Here is a 14,695-nt window from a genome sequence, read left to right as displayed (position 1 = left end):
TGATTGCACCGATCGCAATGGAAGAAGGCCTGCGTTTCGCGATTCGCGAAGGTGGCCGTACTGTTGGCGCCGGTGTTGTAGCAAAGATTATCGAGTAATAGATATGGCAACAGCAAGTCAGAGAATCCGTATCCGTCTCAAGTCATTTGATCATCGTCTGCTTGATCAGTCGGCTAAAGAGATCGTAGAAACGGCAAAGCGCACTGGTTCAGTCGTCAAGGGTCCAATCCCTATGCCGACCAAGAAAGAGCGTTACACGATTCTGGTTTCACCACACGTCAACAAAGACGCACGTGACCAGTATGAAATCCGCACGCACAAGCGTCTGCTGGAAATCATGGATCCAAGTGACAAGACAGTGGATTCATTGATGAAGCTGGACCTGGCCGCTGGCGTTGATGTCCAGATCAAGCTGAACTGAGGAAACGAACATGATTGGTGTTGTAGGACGTAAAGCTGGAATGACACGTGTCTTCACTGAAGACGGCGCGTCTGTGCCAGTCACCGTGATAGAGGTTGCACCTAACCGTGTAACCCAGGTGCGTACCGAAGAGACCGACGGATACGAGGCAATTCAGATTGCTGTCGGTAGCCGTAAAGCATCTCGTGTAACCAAGCCCGAGGCTGGTCACTACGCGAAAGCAGGTGTTGAAGCAGGTCGCAAAATGATGGAATTTCGTCTCGATGATGTCGAGGGAGAAACTCCTGAAGTTGGCGGCGAGCTCACTGTCGAGATGTTTGAAGCAGGCCAGAAGGTTGATGTCTGCGGTACTTCGAAAGGTAAGGGTTTTGCAGGTGGCGTCAAGCGCCATAACTTCAAAATGCAGGATGCTACCCATGGTAACTCGCTGGCGCATCGCGCACCGGGTTCAATCGGGCAGTGTCAGACTCCTGGTCGCGTATTCAAGGGCAAGAAAATGGCTGGTCACATGGGTAACGTGAAGACAACCGTTCAGAGCCTCGAGGTTGTACGTGTCGATTCTGACCGCAACCTGCTGCTGGTGAAGGGTGCAGTTCCCGGTGCAAATGGCGGTAATGTAATCGTGACTCCTGCAGTCAAGTTCGCGAGTAAGGGGTGATGACAATGGATGTGAATGTTCAAAACGGTTCTGCCATCCAGGTCTCTGACCAGGTATTTGGCGCCGATTACAACGAATCGCTGATTCACCAGGTCGTCAAGGCATACTTTAATAGTGCCCGTTCCGGTACCAAGGCGCAGAAAAACCGTTCTACAGTAAGAGGCGGCGGCGCCAAGCCGTGGCGTCAGAAAGGTACAGGCCGTGCACGTGCCGGTACCTCGCGCAGCCCTATCTGGCGCGCTGGTGGTGTGACATTTGCTGCACAGCCACGTGATTTCAGCCAGAAGGTCAATCGCAAAATGTACAAGGGCGCGATGGTTTCCATCCTGTCCGAGCTGTTGCGCCAGGAGCGTCTGGTCGTGGTTGAAGATTTCAGCCTCTCTGCTCCAAAGACCAGAGAACTGGTCGGCAAGCTTAAAGAGCTTGATGCAGATGATGCGCTGATTATTGTTGATGATCTCGACGAGAACCTGATTCTTGCCGCGCGCAATCTCTACCAGATTGATGTGCGCGACAATATGGATGTCGATCCGGCCAGCCTGATCGCATACGACAAGGTTATCGTTACTCCAGCAGCACTGAAGAAAATTGAGGAGCGTCTCTCATGAACCAGGAACGCGTAATGAAAGTACTGCTCGCTCCGATTGTTTCAGAGAAGAGCGCAATGGCAGGCGAATCCAACCAGGTTGTTTTCCACGTTGTAGCGGATGCAACCAAACCGGAAATTCGTGCTGCGGTAGAGAAGATGTTTGAAGTCGACGTTGAGTCAGTCCGCGTGGTTAACCTGAAGGGTAAGACCAAGCGCTTCGGTGCTCGTTTCGGACGTCGTTCTGACACACGCAAGGCCTATGTCCGTTTGAAGGAAGGCCAGGAAATCGACTTCATGCCGAGCGCGTGAGCTAGTTAAAGAATAGGCAGATTGCAATCATGGCAGTTCAAAAGTCAAAACCAACATCGCCGGGTCGTCGCTTTGTCGTTCAGGTCTCAAATCCTGATCTGCACAAGGGTGCTCCTTATGCACCCCTGATAGAAAAGAAAAGCAAGAGCGGCGGACGTAACAACAATGGCCGTATTACCACGCGTCATCGTGGCGGCGGTCACAAGCAGCGTTATCGCGTTATCGATTTCAAGCGCAATTCAAAGGATGGCATTCCAGCCACCGTTGAGCGACTTGAGTACGATCCAAACCGCACTGCGAATATCGCATTGCTGAAGTTTGCAGATGGAGCGCGTAGCTACATTATTGCACCGAAGGGGCTCAAGGCTGGCGACAGTGTCGTTTCCGGCAGTGATGCACCAATTGCAAAGGGCAACTGTTTGCCACTTCGCAATATCCCGATCGGTTCAGTCGTTCACTGTATCGAGATGAAGCCTGGTAAAGGTGCTCAACTCGCTCGCAGTGCTGGTACCTCGGTACAGCTGGTCGCCCGTGAAGGCGCACATGCGACACTGAGGCTCCGTTCTGGCGAGATGCGCAGGGTACTTGTTGAGTGCCGTGCTGTTATCGGTGAAGTCAGTAATTCGGAACACAACCTGCGTTCACTCGGCAAGGCCGGTGCGACTCGCTGGCGCGGAGTGCGTCCAACGGTTCGCGGTGTTGCAATGAACCCGGTTGACCACCCGCACGGTGGTGGTGAAGGCCGCACATCTGGTGGTCGTCATCCGGTGAGCCCATGGGGCACGCCAACCAAGGGATTCAAGACGCGAAGCAATAAACGTACGGACAAGATGATTGTACGTCGTCGCGGTCGTAAATAATTGAGGTAGAGTAAAAATGCCACGTTCAGTAAAAAAAGGTCCATTTATCGACCACCACCTTCAGAAGAAGGTGGAGCAGGCGGTGGCCAATAATGATCGCAAGCCGATCAAAACTTGGTCACGTCGCTCAATGGTTTCACCTGACATGGTCGGGTTGACTATTGCGGTCCATAACGGACGCCAGCATGTACCGGTTCTCGTTAACGAGAACATGGTAGGACACAAACTGGGCGAATTCGCACTGACCCGCACCTATCGCGGTCACAGTGCGGATAAGAAAGCGAAATAAGGGGACTGATGATGCAAGTTATGGCAAAACACCGGCATGCGCGTTTATCAGCCCAGAAGGGACGCCTTGTGGCTGACCAGATTCGCGGACTGCCCGTAGAAGAAGCACTAGACATTTTGGCCTTCAGCAAGAAAAAGGGCGCAGCCCTTGTCAAGAAGGTCCTGGATTCGGCAATTGCAAACGCCGAGCACAATGAAGGTGCAGATATTGACGAGCTCAAGGTCGCAGCTGTCTGCGTAGACGAGGGACCGACCATGAAGCGTATTCGTGCACGAGCCAAAGGCCGTGCGACACGTATCCTCAAGCGTACCAGCCACATTACTGTGACTGTGGCGGACGACTAGGGAAGGAAGCAATTATGGGTCAAAAAGTACATCCTACCGGATTGCGTCTCGGAATCGTTGCAGACCATACTTCACGTTGGTATGCAAACTCCGGTGAGTATGCAGATCTGCTGAATCAGGACCTCGAGGTTCGTGATTTTCTGAAGAAGAAGCTTTCACAGGCTTCTGTCAGTCGTATTCAGATCGATCGTCCGGCAAACAACGCACACATCACCATTCATACTGCACGTCCTGGCGTGGTTATCGGTAAGAAAGGCGAAGATATCGACAAGCTGCGTGCTGCCGTATCTGAAAAGATGGGTATTCCGGTACACATCAGTATCGAAGAGATTCGCAAGCCGGAACTCGATGCAACCCTGGTTGCTGAAGGCATTGCACAGCAGCTTGAGCGTCGTGTCATGTTCCGTCGTGCAATGAAGCGTTCGGTTCAGACTTCCATGCGCCTCGGTGCGCAGGGCGTCAAGATCAATATTGCCGGTCGTCTCAACGGTGCTGAGATTGCTCGTAGCGAATGGTATCGCGAAGGCCGCGTACCTCTACACACTCTGCGTGCAGATATCGATTATGGTACTGCTGAAGCGAACACAACCTACGGAATCATTGGTATCAAGGTGTGGATCTTCAAGGGTGAAGTCTTTGGTGACCGTCCCCAGTTTGATGATGAGCCGAAGCAGACTAAAGGTCGCGGCAAAGGCCGAGGCAAGAAGGATTAAGTCATGCTACAACCAAAACGTACAAAATTCCGTAAAGTCCAGAAAGGCCGTAACCGTGGTCTCGCCCAGTCAGGCTCTAAAGTCAGCTTTGGCGAGTACGGACTCAAGGCAACTGGCCGTGGCCGTATCACGTCACGACAGATCGAGGCAGCGCGTCGTACGATTACTCGTACAGTAAAGCGTGGCGGTAAGCTGTATATCCGTGTATTCCCGGATAAGCCGATCACCAAAAAGCCTCTTGAAGTGCGTATGGGTAAAGGTAAGGGTAACGTAGAGTATTGGGTTGCCCAGATCCAGCCAGGACGCATGTTGTATGAAATTGAAGGTGTTACCGAGGAACTGGCACGCGAGGCATTCAAGCTCGCAGCTGCAAAGCTTCCGATAGCGACATCCTTCACCAAGCGGACGATCCTCTGATGAATGCGAACGAACTTCGGAGCAAGACTCCGTCAGAACTGGAAGAGACACTGCAGGAATTGCTCAAAGAGCAGTTCAACCTGCGTATGCAGCAGGGCACAGGTCAGCTTGCACGTCCTCACATGATGGGTGAAGTGCGCAAGAATATTGCACGCGTCAAAACCGTGTTGAACGAAATGCAGTCAGGTGACGCATCATGAGTGAAGAACAGACAGTTTCAAACCGTACCCTGACGGGCCGGGTTGTCAGTAACAAGATGGATAAGTCCATCACTGTAGTTGTCGAGCGAAAGGTCAAGCACCCGCTGTACGGCAAGTACGTTCGTCGTTCAACCAAGGTGCATGCACACGATGCGAACAATGAGTGTCGCACCGGAGATGTAGTTATGGTTGAACAGTGCCGCCCGCTTTCGAAGAGCAAGCGCTGGCAGTTGGTAGAGATTATCGAAAGGCCTGCACGCGTCTAGTCGCGGCCAGCCATTTTCGATAGAAACAAGAATTATTTGCCTGGAGCAAACAGATGATTCAGATGCAAACAATGCTGACCGTCGCCGACAATAGCGGTGCAAAACGTGTTCAGTGCATCAAGGTACTGGGTGGTTCGCACCGCCGTTACGCTGCAATTGGTGATGTCATCAAGGTCAGTATCAAGGATGCGATTCCGCGTGGAAAGGTCAAAAAAGGTGACGTGTACAACGCTGTCGTTGTTCGTACCCGTAAAGGTGTGCGTCGTCCGGACGGTTCTCTGATCCGTTTTGATGGCAATGCAGCAGTGCTGCTGAACGCGAACCTGCAGCCGATCGGAACCCGTATTTTCGGCCCGGTTACACGTGAACTACGTAGTGAGCGATTTATGAAAATAATCTCGCTCGCACCAGAAGTGCTTTGAGGTCGCAGTCATGGCAATAAGTAAAATTCGTAAAGGTGATGATGTTGTTGTTCTTGCTGGCAAGGACAAGGGCAAGCGTGGCACAGTTCTTACTGTTGGTGAGGATGGACGTGCCACTGTTGAGAACATCAACATCGCAAAGAAACATGTGAAGCCGAACCCCAACAAGGGTGAAACAGGCGGCATCGTCGATAAAGAGATGCCAATCGATCTTTCAAACCTTGGTCTCTACAATCCGGTCACCGACAAGGCGGACCGAGTAGGTATCAAGTCACTTGAAGATGGTCGCAAGGTTCGATACTTCAAATCAAATGGCGAAGTCGTCGACGTTTAAGGTGATTTAGAGATGGCAAGGTTAAAAAATCATTATCGCGAAGCAGTCGTTCCACAGCTGATGGAGAAGTTCCAGTACAGCAGTGTCATGGCGGTTCCGCGTATCGAGAAAATCACACTCAATATGGGTGTTGGTGAAGCGCTTGGCGACAAGAAGATCCTCCAGAATGCCAAGGCAGACATGGAGAAAATCGCCGGTCAGCAAGCAGTCGTGACCCTGGCACGTAAATCAGTTGCTGGTTTCAAGGTTCGTGAAGGTTGGCCAATTGGTTGTAAGGTCACACTGCGCAGTGAGCGTATGTATGAGTTCCTTGACCGCCTGATCAATATCGCAACGCCGCGAATTCGCGATTTCCGCGGACTCAACGGTAAATCATTTGACGGTCGTGGAAACTACTCCATGGGTGTACGTGAGCAGATCATCTTCCCTGAAATTGATTTCAATAAAGTCGATGCAATTCGCGGAATGGATATCACTATCACCACGACTGCGAAGAATGACGAAGAGGGGCGCGCGCTTCTCGAAGCATTCAACTTCCCATTCAAGTAAGTGGAATAGAGATTTATGGCTAAGAAAAGCATGATTGCCCGTGAAGCAAAGCGGGCGAAAACAGTCGCAAAATTTGCTGCAAAGCGTGCCGCACTGAAAGCGATCATCAACAACCCTGAAAGTAGTTTCGAGGAAGTTGACGAGGCAGTACTGAAGCTGCAGAAGCTGCCACGCGATGCAAGCCCGGCACGTCAGCAACGTCGCTGCCGCATCACTGGACGTCCACACGGTGTTTACCGCAAGTTCGGCCTGTGCCGCAACAAGCTGCGCGAAGCAACAATGCGCGGTGACGTACCAGGTTTGAAAAAAGCCAGCTGGTAAAAAAATGTGTTAACTCCCACTTGCAGTCGGGGGTTATAACTCTGTATAATGCGCGGCTCCCAAAAGGAACCTCTAAACAGGTTCCGGGAGTCGTTTATTGATTTTATGGTATCGCGTCGTGAAGACGGCCTGACCGAAGAGGAATACATATGAGTATGTCAGATCCGGTTGCGGATATGCTTACACGCATTCGCAACGCACAAGAGCGCCAGAAAGGCTCTGTGACTATGCCTGCTTCAAAGCTGAAGTCGTCAATTGCTACGCTTCTTAAAGACGAAGGCTATGTCTCTGATTCAAATATTTCCGATAACGGCGGTAAGCCCGAGCTGACCATTGAGCTCAAGTACTTCCAGGGCGCGCCTGTTATTGATCTCCTGCAACGTATCAGCCGTCCCGGTTTGCGCATCTACAAGAATAAAGATGAGCTGCCTTCTGTCCGTGGCGGACTCGGTGTTGCAATTATTTCCACATCCAAAGGCATCATGAGTGACCGTTCAGCCCGTAAGGCCGGACACGGTGGCGAAGTCGTTGCCTACGTCGCATAAGGGAGCCAACTATGTCACGTGTTGCAAAAGCACCGATCGCTCTCTCTGGCGCAGATGTCAAAATCGATGGCCAGAATGTCACTGTTAAAGGTGGTAAAGGTCAGTCAACCTGGACTGTGCATCCCGATGTAAGGGTTGTGCTTGAAGATGGCGAAATTCGTGTTTCGATCGTCGATGAAAGCAAATCTTCATGGGCTCATGCTGGTACGACCCGCGCTCTGATTAATAATATGGTTGTCGGTTGTACTACCGGTTTCCAGAAAAAACTGACCCTGATTGGTGTCGGTTATCGTGCGCAAGCCAAGGGCAAGGTTCTGAACCTCAACCTCGGTTTTTCTCACCCGGTTGATTACCCGGTTCCAGAAGGCATTACCATTGAAACGCCGTCACAGACCGAGATTGTTGTCTCAGGTAGTGACAAGCAGAAGGTTGGCCAGGTAGCCGCAGAAATTCGCGCCTATCGTCCACCAGAGCCGTACAAGGGTAAGGGTGTTCGCTACGCAGACGAGTATGTCATGCGTAAAGAAGCCAAGAAGAAGTAAGGGGCGAGATAATGGACAAGAAATTAAGCAGAATACGCCGTTCACGCAAGACCCGTGCGAAAATCCGCGAGCTCAACAAGCCGCGCCTGACTATTTTCCGCACGCCGCGTCATATTTACGCGCAGGTTATTGCAGCAAACGGTTCCGAAGTCGTTGCAGCCGCTTCTACTACAGAGAAAGCACTCCGCGATTCGATCGAAGGCAGTACCGGTAATGTTGCAGCAGCAGCGAGCGTCGGTAAAACAATTGCTGAACGTGCAAAAAGCGCAGGTGTTGAAACAGTTGCATTTGACCGTGCCGGTTTCAAATACCATGGCCGCGTCAAGGCGCTGGCTGATGCCGCACGTGAAAGCGGACTGGATTTCTAGGGAGAACAGCAATGGCAAATTATAAAGCGCAGCAGGCTGAGAACGAAGAGCTGATTGAAAAGCTGGTTGCTGTTAACCGTGTAGCCAAGACCGTAAAAGGTGGACGTATTTTCGGTTTCGCAGCAATCACTGTCGTAGGTGACGGAAAAGGGCGCGTTGGTTTCGGCCAGGGCAAGGCTCGCGAGGTTCCGGTTGCAATTCAGAAAGCGATGGAAAATGCACGTCGCAATATGAAAGATGTGAAGCTCAACGGTGGCACTCTTCAGTATCCGATGAATGGTTACCATGGTGCAGCGAATGTCTTCATGAAGCCTGCATCAGAAGGTACAGGTATCATCGCCGGCGGTGCAATGCGTGCCGTATTTGAGGCGGTTGGTGTACATAACGTACTCGCCAAGTGTGTCGGAACGAATAACCCGATCAATGTTATTCGCGCCACCATGAACGGCCTGGTTAATATGAACGATGCTGAAATGGTTGCTGCCAAGCGTGGCAAGACCGTTGAAGAAATTCTGGGGTAAATACCATGTCTGACAAAAAGATGATGAAAGTTACTCTGACGCGCAGCATGTCAGGTCGCATCAAGGCGCACCAGGCTTGTGTACGTGGACTTGGTCTGCGTCGTATGCATCAGACCGTAGAGGTTGAAGACACTCCATCCACTCGTGGCATGGCTAACAAAGTGTATTACATGGTTAGAGTAGAGGAGGCCTGAGATGCGTCTGAATACATTGAGCCCTGCAGAGGGTAGCCGCAAGGACCGCAAGCGTGTCGGTCGCGGAATCGGAAGCGGTGTTGGAAAGACCTGTGGTCGTGGCCACAAGGGTCAGAAATCACGTTCTGGTGGTTTCAGCAAGATCGGTTTTGAAGGCGGCCAGATGCCGCTGCAGCGTCGCCTGCCAAAAGTAGGTTTCAAATCTCGTAAAGCGAAAATCACTGCTGAACTGACCCTGTCGGAAATTGCCAAGGTTGAAGCTGACGTAGTTGATATGAAAGCGCTCTACGAGGCAGATATCCTGCCGCACAGCATGAAGCGCGCAAAGGTGATCCTGTCTGGCGAAATCAGCAAGGCTGTTACGCTTCAGGGCATCGGTGCAACCAAGGGTGCACGTGAAGCAATTGAGAAAGCTGGCGGAAAAGTCGAGGCATAACTGAGCAATGGCAAACCCACAGCTGACAGGCGGACTTGGAGATCTTGGTAAACTGACTGAATTGCGTCAGCGTATCTTCTTCATGATCGGTGCATTGATCGTCTACAGGATCGGAACATTTGTACCGGTTCCCGGCGTCAATCCGGCAGCCCTGGCTGCACTGTTTAACTCGCAGTCGGGCACCATCCTGGATATGTTTAACATGTTCTCCGGTGGCGCACTCGAACGTGCCAGTCTGTTTGCACTGGGCATCATGCCTTACATCTCTGCTTCGATCATTATGCAGCTGATGTCAGCTACAGTACCGGCACTGCAGCAGATCAAGAAAGAGGGCGAGGCAGGCCAGCGGAAGATTACACAGTACACCCGTTACGGAACCGTGGTACTGGCGACTTTTCAGTCGGTTGGTATCGCCATGGCACTAAGAGGCCAGCAGGCGGGCGGTATGGACGTGGTTGTCAACCAGGGCTGGGGCTTCGTACTGATAGCGTCAGTTGCACTGGTCACCGGAACCATGTTCCTGATGTGGCTTGGTGAGCAGATCACCGAACGTGGTCTCGGAAACGGTATCTCGATCCTGATCTTTGCCGGTATCGTTGCAGGATTGCCTTCTGCAATTGGCGGTACTCTTGAACTGGTTCGTACAGGTGAGATGAATGCACTTATGGTGCTCTTCATACTCGTCATGGCAATAGCAGTCACAGCTTTCGTCGTTTTCGTCGAGCGTGGCCAGCGCCGTATTACAGTTAACTATGCGAAGCGCCAGCAAGGCCGCAAGATGTTCGCTGCCCAGAGCAGTCACTTGCCTCTGAAGCTGAATATGGCTGGTGTAATTCCACCCATTTTCGCATCAAGTATTATCCTCTTCCCTGCAACACTGGGGCAGTGGTTTGGCCAGGGCGAAAGTATGCGCTGGCTGCAGGATTTCACCGGTACATTAGCGCCTGGTGAGCCCGTGTATACAGCACTCTATGCACTGGCAATTATATTTTTCTGCTTTTTTTACACGGCGATTGTTTTCAATTCCCGTGATACTGCTGACAACCTGAAGCGATCAGGTGCCTTTATTCCAGGCATTCGCCCAGGTGAGCAGACGGCAAATTATATCGATGGTGTAATGTCCCGCCTGACACTGGCTGGTGCAATCTACATCACTGCAGTTTGTCTAATGCCAGAGTTCATGATTGTTGGATTGAATGTACCTTTCTACTTTGGTGGTACTTCGCTGTTGATTATCGTGGTTGTAGTCATGGATTTCATGGCACAGGTACAGGCTCATATGATGTCGCATCAATATGAAGGCCTGATGAAGAAAGCTAATTTCAAGAGTTACGGCGGCGCTGGTCGTCTTCGTTAAGTCGTTTTAGAGAGAGAGAATCGATCATGAAAGTGAGAGCTTCCGTTAAGAAAATTTGCCGTAACTGCAAGGTTGTTAAGCGTAACGGCGTGGTGCGTGTTATCTGTAAGGATCCACGTCACAAGCAACGCCAAGGCTGATAGCCGAGGTTGATTTTGATGAAGAGTCGCGATAAGATTGCGCGTTTTCGCGTATCGTGCGAACTAGGTTTGTATCAGGAGCTAATGTAATGGCCCGTATTGCTGGTGTAAATATTCCAGACAGAAAGCATACTGTAATTGCGCTTACGTCAATTTACGGTATTGGACGCACTCGTGCAGCGCAGATTTGTGCAGCAGCCGGAGTTGCGGAAGACAGAAAAATTCAGGAACTGACAGATGCAGAAGTAGAAGGACTGCGTACAGAAGTGGCGAAGTTCTCCACTGAAGGCGATCTGCGTCGTGAAGTTTCAATGAACATCAAGCGTTTGATGGACCTCGGTTGTAACCGTGGTATCCGTCATCGTCGTGGGCTGCCGGTACACGGTCAGCGTACTAAAACCAATGCGCGTACCCGTAAGGGCCCGCGTCGTCCGATCAAGAAATGATCTCTTAGAGAGTTGGAAGCATTATGGCAAAACCGACGCGTACAAAGAAGAAGGTCAAAAAGACAGTAACTGATGGTATTGCACACGTTCACGCGTCGTTCAATAACACCATTATTACTATCAGTGACCGCCAGGGTAACGTCCTCTGCTGGGCAACAGCAGGTGGATCAGGATTCCGTGGCTCGCGTAAAAGTACACCCTTTGCAGCACAGGTTGCAGCAGAGCGTTGTGGTGAGAAAGCAAAAGAATTTGGTATGAAGACCATCGACGTTAATGTCAAGGGTCCAGGCCCAGGTCGTGAATCAGCCGTGCGTGCATTGAATGCACTGGGATTCAAGGTAACCAGCATTGCTGACGTTACCCCGATCCCGCATAACGGCTGTCGTCCTCCGAAAAAACGTCGCGTTTAATTCAGGTATTCAAGCATGGCAAGATATATCGGTCCAAAATGTAAACTTAGTCGTCGCGAAGGCACTGACCTTGGCCTCAAAAGCCGCGTTCGTGCGCTCGACTCCAAGTGCAACATGGAAAAAGTACCCGGTCAGCATGGCGAGCGTCGCAGCCGTCTGTCTGATTATGGTCTCCAGCTTCGCGAGAAGCAGAAAGTTCGCCGCATCTATGGTGTTATGGAGCGTCAGTTCCGTAACTACTACAAGAAGGCAGCTTCTACAAAGGGTGCGACAGGTGAAAACCTGCTGCAACTTCTCGAGCGTCGTCTCGACAATGTTGTCTACCGTATGGGCTTCGGTGCAACCCGCGCAGAAGCACGCCAGCTCGTCAGCCATAAGGCAATCGAGGTTAACGGTGCGCTTGTGAACATTCCTTCATTCCAGGTTAGTCCTGAAGATGTTGTAACTGTTCGTGAAAAAGCCCGTAACCAGGTACGCATTCAGAACTCTATTGCGGTTGCTGAGCAGTATGGTTTCCCAGAGTGGATGGAAGTCGATACCAAGGGTATGTCAGGTGTATTCAAGCGCTCTCCTGATCGCGTCGATCTGCCAGCTGAGATTACTGAACAGCTGATCGTCGAACTCTACTCCAAGTAAAGTACTAGCTGAGGGCTGCACATGTCGGTTAATGATTTTCTGAAACCTCGCATCGTCAAGATCGATACGGTCACAGATACACATGCGAAAGTCACACTCGAGCCTCTCGAGCGTGGTTTTGGCCATACGCTGGGTAATGCCCTGCGTCGCATTTTGCTTTCATCCATGCCGGGTAGTGCAATTACCGGTGTTGCGATTGAAGGCGTCGAGCATGAATACTCAGGTATTGATGGTATTCAGGAAGATGTTCTAGAGATTCTGCTGAATCTGAAGAATCTTGCTGTAACTCTGCATAATCGTAATGAAGCCGTTCTGACTCTTGAGAAAAAAGGTCCGGCAGTCGTCACGGCGGCAGATATCCAGCTCGATCATGATGTCGAGATTGCGAATCCTGATCACATTATTGCCAATATTACCGGTGATACTGATCTGAAAATGAAGCTCAAGGTTCAGAGTGGACGTGGTTACGAGCCTTCAACGGCACGTGAGTATGACGAGAGCGAGACACAGATTGGCTGGCTCAAGCTTGATGCTACATATGCACCAATTCGTCGTGTTGCCTATTCTGTTGAAGCGGCCCGTGTAGAGCAGCGTACTGACCTCGACAAGCTGATTCTCGATCTTGACACTGACGGAACAATTGATCCTGAAGATTCAATTCGCCGTGCAGCGACTATCCTGCAGGATCAGCTCTCTGCATTTGTTCTGCTCGATGCAACAATCAATGCAGAAGCAGAGGAAGAGAAAGAGAAAGAGCCAGAATTTGCTCCGATCCTGCTCAGCCCTGTAGACGATCTCGAGTTGACAGTCCGTTCAGCAAACTGCCTCAAGGCCGAAAGCATTATGTTTATCGGTGACCTGGTACAGCGTACCGAGGTTGAGCTGCTGAAAACCCCGAACCTGGGCAAGAAATCTCTGACCGAGATCAAGGATGTCCTCGCTTCTCGTGGTCTGAATCTCGGTATGAAACTCGAGAACTGGCCGCCAGAGCAGTTTGAAGACGTGATCAATAACTGATCGTAAAATATTATCCAGTGCCTGTCCTCTGACGGGCCTCAAGTTATTTAGGTAGAAGAAGATGCGTCATCGTAAATCCGGTCGCAAGTTAAACCGTAACAGCAGTCATCGCAAAGCGATGTTCCGCAACATGACATGCTCACTGATCGAACATGAGCTGATTAAAACCACCTTGCCGAAAGCCAAGGAGCTGCGTCGCGTTATTGAGCCACTGATTACCCTGGCCAAGAGTGACAGTGTTTCCAAGCGTCGTCTCGCTTTCAGCCGTCTGCGCAGTGATGCAGCTGTCGGAAAGCTTTTTGCCGAGCTGGGCCCACGTTACCAGGATCGTCCTGGAGGTTACCTGCGTATCCTCAAGGCTGGCTATCGTGAAGGTGACAAGGCGCCAATGTGTTATGTTGAACTCGTTGACCGTGTCATTGTTGAAGCCGACACCGATATGGTATCTACGGAAGAAGCTGCTGCATAAAAGTTGTTCAGAAACTGAACAGAAAAAGCCGGGCAATGCCCGGCTTTTTTATTGTTTGGATATTTAGACAGGGAGAAGCAGTTTCAATCCTGTTTGATCGGGTTCTGCCAGTCTGTCTCTGCAGTCGTATCCTCTGCACTGAAGCTGAAGATATCAACGAGTGTCTCTCCCATGCCTCTTAATTGATACCAGATCAGTCCGAAAAACTCGTGCATCACATTTCGACTGCGTACCAGGGCTGCCATGGAGGGTAACCAGCTATTGTAATCGTCAAATGCCGGCATAGATGCCAGCAGGCCCATTGGCAGGGCGGTAGCGTCAATATTATGTGACTCGAGGCTCCACATTGCGCGCGGCATATGCCAGGCATGCGTAATGACACCGATTTTACCTATCTCCTTTTCTTTTATTAACTGATTGAGGTAGCGTGCGTTGTCATCCGTTGTCCAGCTATTGCTTTCTTGCGTGACATTTTCAATCCCATATTCCTCTTTCAGAATACGCACTGCAGCCGGTGCATCAGCTTTTCCACTACTGACGATAATTGGCAGCTCAGTCTGTTTTGCCAACCATGCGGCATAGCGAATTCGTTCTGCAAAGAAAGGACCGATTGCGGTGTTGCCATACTCAACAGATTCACCATAATAACCTCCGCCAAGGACCACCAGTTCCTGGGGTGCATTTTCACTTTTCAACAGGGCCGGATCTACAGCAGGATACTGGTACGTGAGTCGGCTGTTCATCCACGCCGAGACATAGGTTGTGCTCATAAGGTAGAGCAGTAACATGCTGATACCGAGAAGTTGCCTGCCTCTCCGGGTGAAACCGAAGAGCAGACCGATGATTCCAAGTGTAATAAGTCCGCTTGGTGGTAATAATAGTGTTTCCAGTGCACGGATGAGTTCAAAATTCATAGCAGCTG

At 50.9% G+C, this 14,695-nt stretch carries 30 protein-coding genes; 29 read left to right on the top strand and 1 reads right to left on the bottom strand.

Going from position 1 to position 14,695, the window contains the following annotated elements; translation table 11 throughout:
* The 29 genes from BOW06_RS10370 to rplQ all read left to right on the top strand — a co-directional run.
* On the top strand, positions 1–98 hold a 98-nt coding region (locus BOW06_RS10370; protein WP_078453405.1), incomplete at its 5' end, for an EF-Tu C-terminal domain-related protein.
* Between the two features lie 5 nt (positions 99–103).
* On the top strand, positions 104–421 hold the full coding sequence (gene rpsJ, locus BOW06_RS10365) for a 30S ribosomal protein S10 (RefSeq protein ID WP_043117677.1): 318 nt from the start codon (positions 104–106) through the stop codon (positions 419–421).
* Positions 422–431: 10 nt separating this feature from the next.
* Positions 432–1,079: a 50S ribosomal protein L3 gene (rplC, locus tag BOW06_RS10360; RefSeq protein ID WP_043117676.1), complete on the top strand. Its 648-nt coding sequence runs from the start codon at positions 432–434 to the stop codon at positions 1,077–1,079.
* Positions 1,080–1,084: 5 nt separating this feature from the next.
* Entirely contained in the window at positions 1,085–1,687 is a 603-nt protein-coding gene (gene rplD / locus BOW06_RS10355) for a 50S ribosomal protein L4 (RefSeq protein WP_043118003.1), read from the top strand.
* Entirely contained in the window at positions 1,684–1,977 is a 294-nt protein-coding gene (gene rplW / locus BOW06_RS10350; protein ID WP_043117674.1) for a 50S ribosomal protein L23, read from the top strand. Before rplD ends, rplW begins: the two co-directional genes overlap by 4 nt.
* A 29-nt stretch (positions 1,978–2,006) precedes the next feature.
* Positions 2,007–2,837, top strand: coding sequence for a 50S ribosomal protein L2 (gene rplB / locus BOW06_RS10345; protein ID WP_043117673.1), 831 nt, complete (start codon positions 2,007–2,009; stop codon positions 2,835–2,837).
* Between the two features lie 16 nt (positions 2,838–2,853).
* Complete coding sequence (rpsS, locus tag BOW06_RS10340) at positions 2,854–3,126, top strand: 30S ribosomal protein S19 (protein ID WP_043117672.1); 273 nt, start codon at positions 2,854–2,856, stop codon at positions 3,124–3,126.
* Between the two features lie 11 nt (positions 3,127–3,137).
* Complete coding sequence (rplV, locus tag BOW06_RS10335; RefSeq protein WP_043118001.1) at positions 3,138–3,470, top strand: 50S ribosomal protein L22; 333 nt, start codon at positions 3,138–3,140, stop codon at positions 3,468–3,470.
* Between the two features lie 14 nt (positions 3,471–3,484).
* Positions 3,485–4,183 carry a 30S ribosomal protein S3 gene (rpsC, locus tag BOW06_RS10330; protein WP_043117670.1) on the top strand — a complete coding sequence of 233 codons (699 nt, stop codon included), beginning with the start codon at positions 3,485–3,487 and terminating at the stop codon, positions 4,181–4,183.
* A gap of 3 nt (positions 4,184–4,186) precedes the next feature.
* Positions 4,187–4,600, top strand: a complete 414-nt coding sequence (rplP, locus tag BOW06_RS10325) for a 50S ribosomal protein L16 (RefSeq protein ID WP_043117669.1) — start codon at positions 4,187–4,189, stop codon at positions 4,598–4,600.
* On the top strand, positions 4,600–4,800 hold the full coding sequence (gene rpmC / locus BOW06_RS10320; protein ID WP_043117667.1) for a 50S ribosomal protein L29: 201 nt from the start codon (positions 4,600–4,602) through the stop codon (positions 4,798–4,800). The genes rplP and rpmC overlap by 1 nt, the downstream gene beginning before the upstream one ends.
* The gene (rpsQ, locus tag BOW06_RS10315; protein WP_043117666.1) at positions 4,797–5,066 is read left to right on the top strand and encodes a 30S ribosomal protein S17; all 270 of its coding nucleotides are present in this window, start codon (positions 4,797–4,799) and stop codon (positions 5,064–5,066) included. The genes rpmC and rpsQ overlap by 4 nt, the downstream gene beginning before the upstream one ends.
* Before the next feature lie 53 nt (positions 5,067–5,119).
* Positions 5,120–5,488, top strand: a complete 369-nt coding sequence (gene rplN, locus BOW06_RS10310) for a 50S ribosomal protein L14 (RefSeq protein WP_043117664.1) — start codon at positions 5,120–5,122, stop codon at positions 5,486–5,488.
* A gap of 16 nt (positions 5,489–5,504) precedes the next feature.
* On the top strand, positions 5,505–5,822 hold the full coding sequence (gene rplX / locus BOW06_RS10305) for a 50S ribosomal protein L24 (protein ID WP_043117999.1): 318 nt from the start codon (positions 5,505–5,507) through the stop codon (positions 5,820–5,822).
* 12 nt (positions 5,823–5,834) lie between these two features.
* Positions 5,835–6,371 (top strand): 50S ribosomal protein L5, encoded by a 537-nt coding sequence (gene rplE, locus BOW06_RS10300; RefSeq protein WP_078454729.1) that lies wholly within the window; start codon positions 5,835–5,837, stop codon positions 6,369–6,371.
* 15 nt (positions 6,372–6,386) lie between these two features.
* Entirely contained in the window at positions 6,387–6,692 is a 306-nt protein-coding gene (rpsN, locus tag BOW06_RS10295; protein WP_043117662.1) for a 30S ribosomal protein S14, read from the top strand.
* 149 nt (positions 6,693–6,841) lie between these two features.
* On the top strand, positions 6,842–7,237 hold the full coding sequence (rpsH, locus tag BOW06_RS10290; protein ID WP_043117660.1) for a 30S ribosomal protein S8: 396 nt from the start codon (positions 6,842–6,844) through the stop codon (positions 7,235–7,237).
* Between the two features lie 11 nt (positions 7,238–7,248).
* On the top strand, positions 7,249–7,779 hold the full coding sequence (gene rplF / locus BOW06_RS10285) for a 50S ribosomal protein L6 (RefSeq protein ID WP_078453404.1): 531 nt from the start codon (positions 7,249–7,251) through the stop codon (positions 7,777–7,779).
* A gap of 11 nt (positions 7,780–7,790) precedes the next feature.
* Positions 7,791–8,147, top strand: coding sequence for a 50S ribosomal protein L18 (rplR, locus tag BOW06_RS10280; RefSeq protein WP_043117656.1), 357 nt, complete (start codon positions 7,791–7,793; stop codon positions 8,145–8,147).
* Positions 8,148–8,158: 11 nt separating this feature from the next.
* The gene (gene rpsE, locus BOW06_RS10275; RefSeq protein WP_043117655.1) at positions 8,159–8,668 is read left to right on the top strand and encodes a 30S ribosomal protein S5; all 510 of its coding nucleotides are present in this window, start codon (positions 8,159–8,161) and stop codon (positions 8,666–8,668) included.
* A gap of 5 nt (positions 8,669–8,673) precedes the next feature.
* On the top strand, positions 8,674–8,862 hold the full coding sequence (gene rpmD / locus BOW06_RS10270; protein WP_043117653.1) for a 50S ribosomal protein L30: 189 nt from the start codon (positions 8,674–8,676) through the stop codon (positions 8,860–8,862).
* A gap of 1 nt (position 8,863) precedes the next feature.
* Positions 8,864–9,298 carry a 50S ribosomal protein L15 gene (gene rplO, locus BOW06_RS10265; protein WP_043117652.1) on the top strand — a complete coding sequence of 145 codons (435 nt, stop codon included), beginning with the start codon at positions 8,864–8,866 and terminating at the stop codon, positions 9,296–9,298.
* 7 nt (positions 9,299–9,305) lie between these two features.
* Positions 9,306–10,655 carry a preprotein translocase subunit SecY gene (gene secY, locus BOW06_RS10260; RefSeq protein WP_043117651.1) on the top strand — a complete coding sequence of 450 codons (1,350 nt, stop codon included), beginning with the start codon at positions 9,306–9,308 and terminating at the stop codon, positions 10,653–10,655.
* 26 nt (positions 10,656–10,681) lie between these two features.
* On the top strand, positions 10,682–10,795 hold the full coding sequence (rpmJ, locus tag BOW06_RS10255; protein ID WP_078453402.1) for a 50S ribosomal protein L36: 114 nt from the start codon (positions 10,682–10,684) through the stop codon (positions 10,793–10,795).
* Positions 10,796–10,884: 89 nt separating this feature from the next.
* Positions 10,885–11,241, top strand: coding sequence for a 30S ribosomal protein S13 (gene rpsM, locus BOW06_RS10250; protein WP_043117649.1), 357 nt, complete (start codon positions 10,885–10,887; stop codon positions 11,239–11,241).
* A 23-nt stretch (positions 11,242–11,264) separates the two neighbouring features.
* Positions 11,265–11,651 (top strand): 30S ribosomal protein S11, encoded by a 387-nt coding sequence (gene rpsK, locus BOW06_RS10245; RefSeq protein WP_043117648.1) that lies wholly within the window; start codon positions 11,265–11,267, stop codon positions 11,649–11,651.
* Between the two features lie 15 nt (positions 11,652–11,666).
* The gene (gene rpsD / locus BOW06_RS10240; RefSeq protein ID WP_043117646.1) at positions 11,667–12,287 is read left to right on the top strand and encodes a 30S ribosomal protein S4; all 621 of its coding nucleotides are present in this window, start codon (positions 11,667–11,669) and stop codon (positions 12,285–12,287) included.
* A 15-nt stretch (positions 12,288–12,302) separates the two neighbouring features.
* Positions 12,303–13,304, top strand: coding sequence for a DNA-directed RNA polymerase subunit alpha (locus BOW06_RS10235; protein ID WP_143555856.1), 1,002 nt, complete (start codon positions 12,303–12,305; stop codon positions 13,302–13,304).
* Positions 13,305–13,365: 61 nt separating this feature from the next.
* Positions 13,366–13,773, top strand: coding sequence for a 50S ribosomal protein L17 (gene rplQ, locus BOW06_RS10230; protein ID WP_043117643.1), 408 nt, complete (start codon positions 13,366–13,368; stop codon positions 13,771–13,773).
* An 83-nt stretch (positions 13,774–13,856) separates the two neighbouring features.
* Here rplQ and BOW06_RS10225 read toward each other — a convergent pair whose 3' ends face one another.
* Positions 13,857–14,687 (bottom strand): YdcF family protein, encoded by an 831-nt coding sequence (locus tag BOW06_RS10225; protein WP_078459496.1) that lies wholly within the window; start codon positions 14,685–14,687, stop codon positions 13,857–13,859.
* Positions 14,688–14,695: the final 8 nt, after the last annotated feature.

Source organism: Solemya velum gill symbiont (genome assembly GCF_002020255.1).
Taxonomy (GTDB): Bacteria; Pseudomonadota; Gammaproteobacteria; order Chromatiales; family Chromatiaceae.
This window is presented reverse-complemented; position numbering and strand designations above follow the sequence as displayed.

Coding starts and splice junctions, on each gene's coding strand:
- rpsJ (WP_043117677.1), top strand. CDS start 104: ATGGCAACAGCAAGTCAGAGAATCCGTATCCGTCTCAAGTCATTTGAT.
- rplC (WP_043117676.1), top strand. CDS start 432: ATGATTGGTGTTGTAGGACGTAAAGCTGGAATGACACGTGTCTTCACT.
- rplD (WP_043118003.1), top strand. CDS start 1,085: ATGGATGTGAATGTTCAAAACGGTTCTGCCATCCAGGTCTCTGACCAG.
- rplW (WP_043117674.1), top strand. CDS start 1,684: ATGAACCAGGAACGCGTAATGAAAGTACTGCTCGCTCCGATTGTTTCA.
- rplB (WP_043117673.1), top strand. CDS start 2,007: ATGGCAGTTCAAAAGTCAAAACCAACATCGCCGGGTCGTCGCTTTGTC.
- rpsS (WP_043117672.1), top strand. CDS start 2,854: ATGCCACGTTCAGTAAAAAAAGGTCCATTTATCGACCACCACCTTCAG.
- rplV (WP_043118001.1), top strand. CDS start 3,138: ATGCAAGTTATGGCAAAACACCGGCATGCGCGTTTATCAGCCCAGAAG.
- rpsC (WP_043117670.1), top strand. CDS start 3,485: ATGGGTCAAAAAGTACATCCTACCGGATTGCGTCTCGGAATCGTTGCA.
- rplP (WP_043117669.1), top strand. CDS start 4,187: ATGCTACAACCAAAACGTACAAAATTCCGTAAAGTCCAGAAAGGCCGT.
- rpmC (WP_043117667.1), top strand. CDS start 4,600: ATGAATGCGAACGAACTTCGGAGCAAGACTCCGTCAGAACTGGAAGAG.
- rpsQ (WP_043117666.1), top strand. CDS start 4,797: ATGAGTGAAGAACAGACAGTTTCAAACCGTACCCTGACGGGCCGGGTT.
- rplN (WP_043117664.1), top strand. CDS start 5,120: ATGATTCAGATGCAAACAATGCTGACCGTCGCCGACAATAGCGGTGCA.
- rplE (WP_078454729.1), top strand. CDS start 5,835: ATGGCAAGGTTAAAAAATCATTATCGCGAAGCAGTCGTTCCACAGCTG.
- rpsN (WP_043117662.1), top strand. CDS start 6,387: ATGGCTAAGAAAAGCATGATTGCCCGTGAAGCAAAGCGGGCGAAAACA.
- rpsH (WP_043117660.1), top strand. CDS start 6,842: ATGAGTATGTCAGATCCGGTTGCGGATATGCTTACACGCATTCGCAAC.
- rplF (WP_078453404.1), top strand. CDS start 7,249: ATGTCACGTGTTGCAAAAGCACCGATCGCTCTCTCTGGCGCAGATGTC.
- rplR (WP_043117656.1), top strand. CDS start 7,791: ATGGACAAGAAATTAAGCAGAATACGCCGTTCACGCAAGACCCGTGCG.
- rpsE (WP_043117655.1), top strand. CDS start 8,159: ATGGCAAATTATAAAGCGCAGCAGGCTGAGAACGAAGAGCTGATTGAA.
- rpmD (WP_043117653.1), top strand. CDS start 8,674: ATGTCTGACAAAAAGATGATGAAAGTTACTCTGACGCGCAGCATGTCA.
- rplO (WP_043117652.1), top strand. CDS start 8,864: ATGCGTCTGAATACATTGAGCCCTGCAGAGGGTAGCCGCAAGGACCGC.
- secY (WP_043117651.1), top strand. CDS start 9,306: ATGGCAAACCCACAGCTGACAGGCGGACTTGGAGATCTTGGTAAACTG.
- rpmJ (WP_078453402.1), top strand. CDS start 10,682: ATGAAAGTGAGAGCTTCCGTTAAGAAAATTTGCCGTAACTGCAAGGTT.
- rpsM (WP_043117649.1), top strand. CDS start 10,885: ATGGCCCGTATTGCTGGTGTAAATATTCCAGACAGAAAGCATACTGTA.
- rpsK (WP_043117648.1), top strand. CDS start 11,265: ATGGCAAAACCGACGCGTACAAAGAAGAAGGTCAAAAAGACAGTAACT.
- rpsD (WP_043117646.1), top strand. CDS start 11,667: ATGGCAAGATATATCGGTCCAAAATGTAAACTTAGTCGTCGCGAAGGC.
- rplQ (WP_043117643.1), top strand. CDS start 13,366: ATGCGTCATCGTAAATCCGGTCGCAAGTTAAACCGTAACAGCAGTCAT.
- BOW06_RS10225 (WP_078459496.1), bottom strand. CDS start 14,687: ATGAATTTTGAACTCATCCGTGCACTGGAAACACTATTATTACCACCA.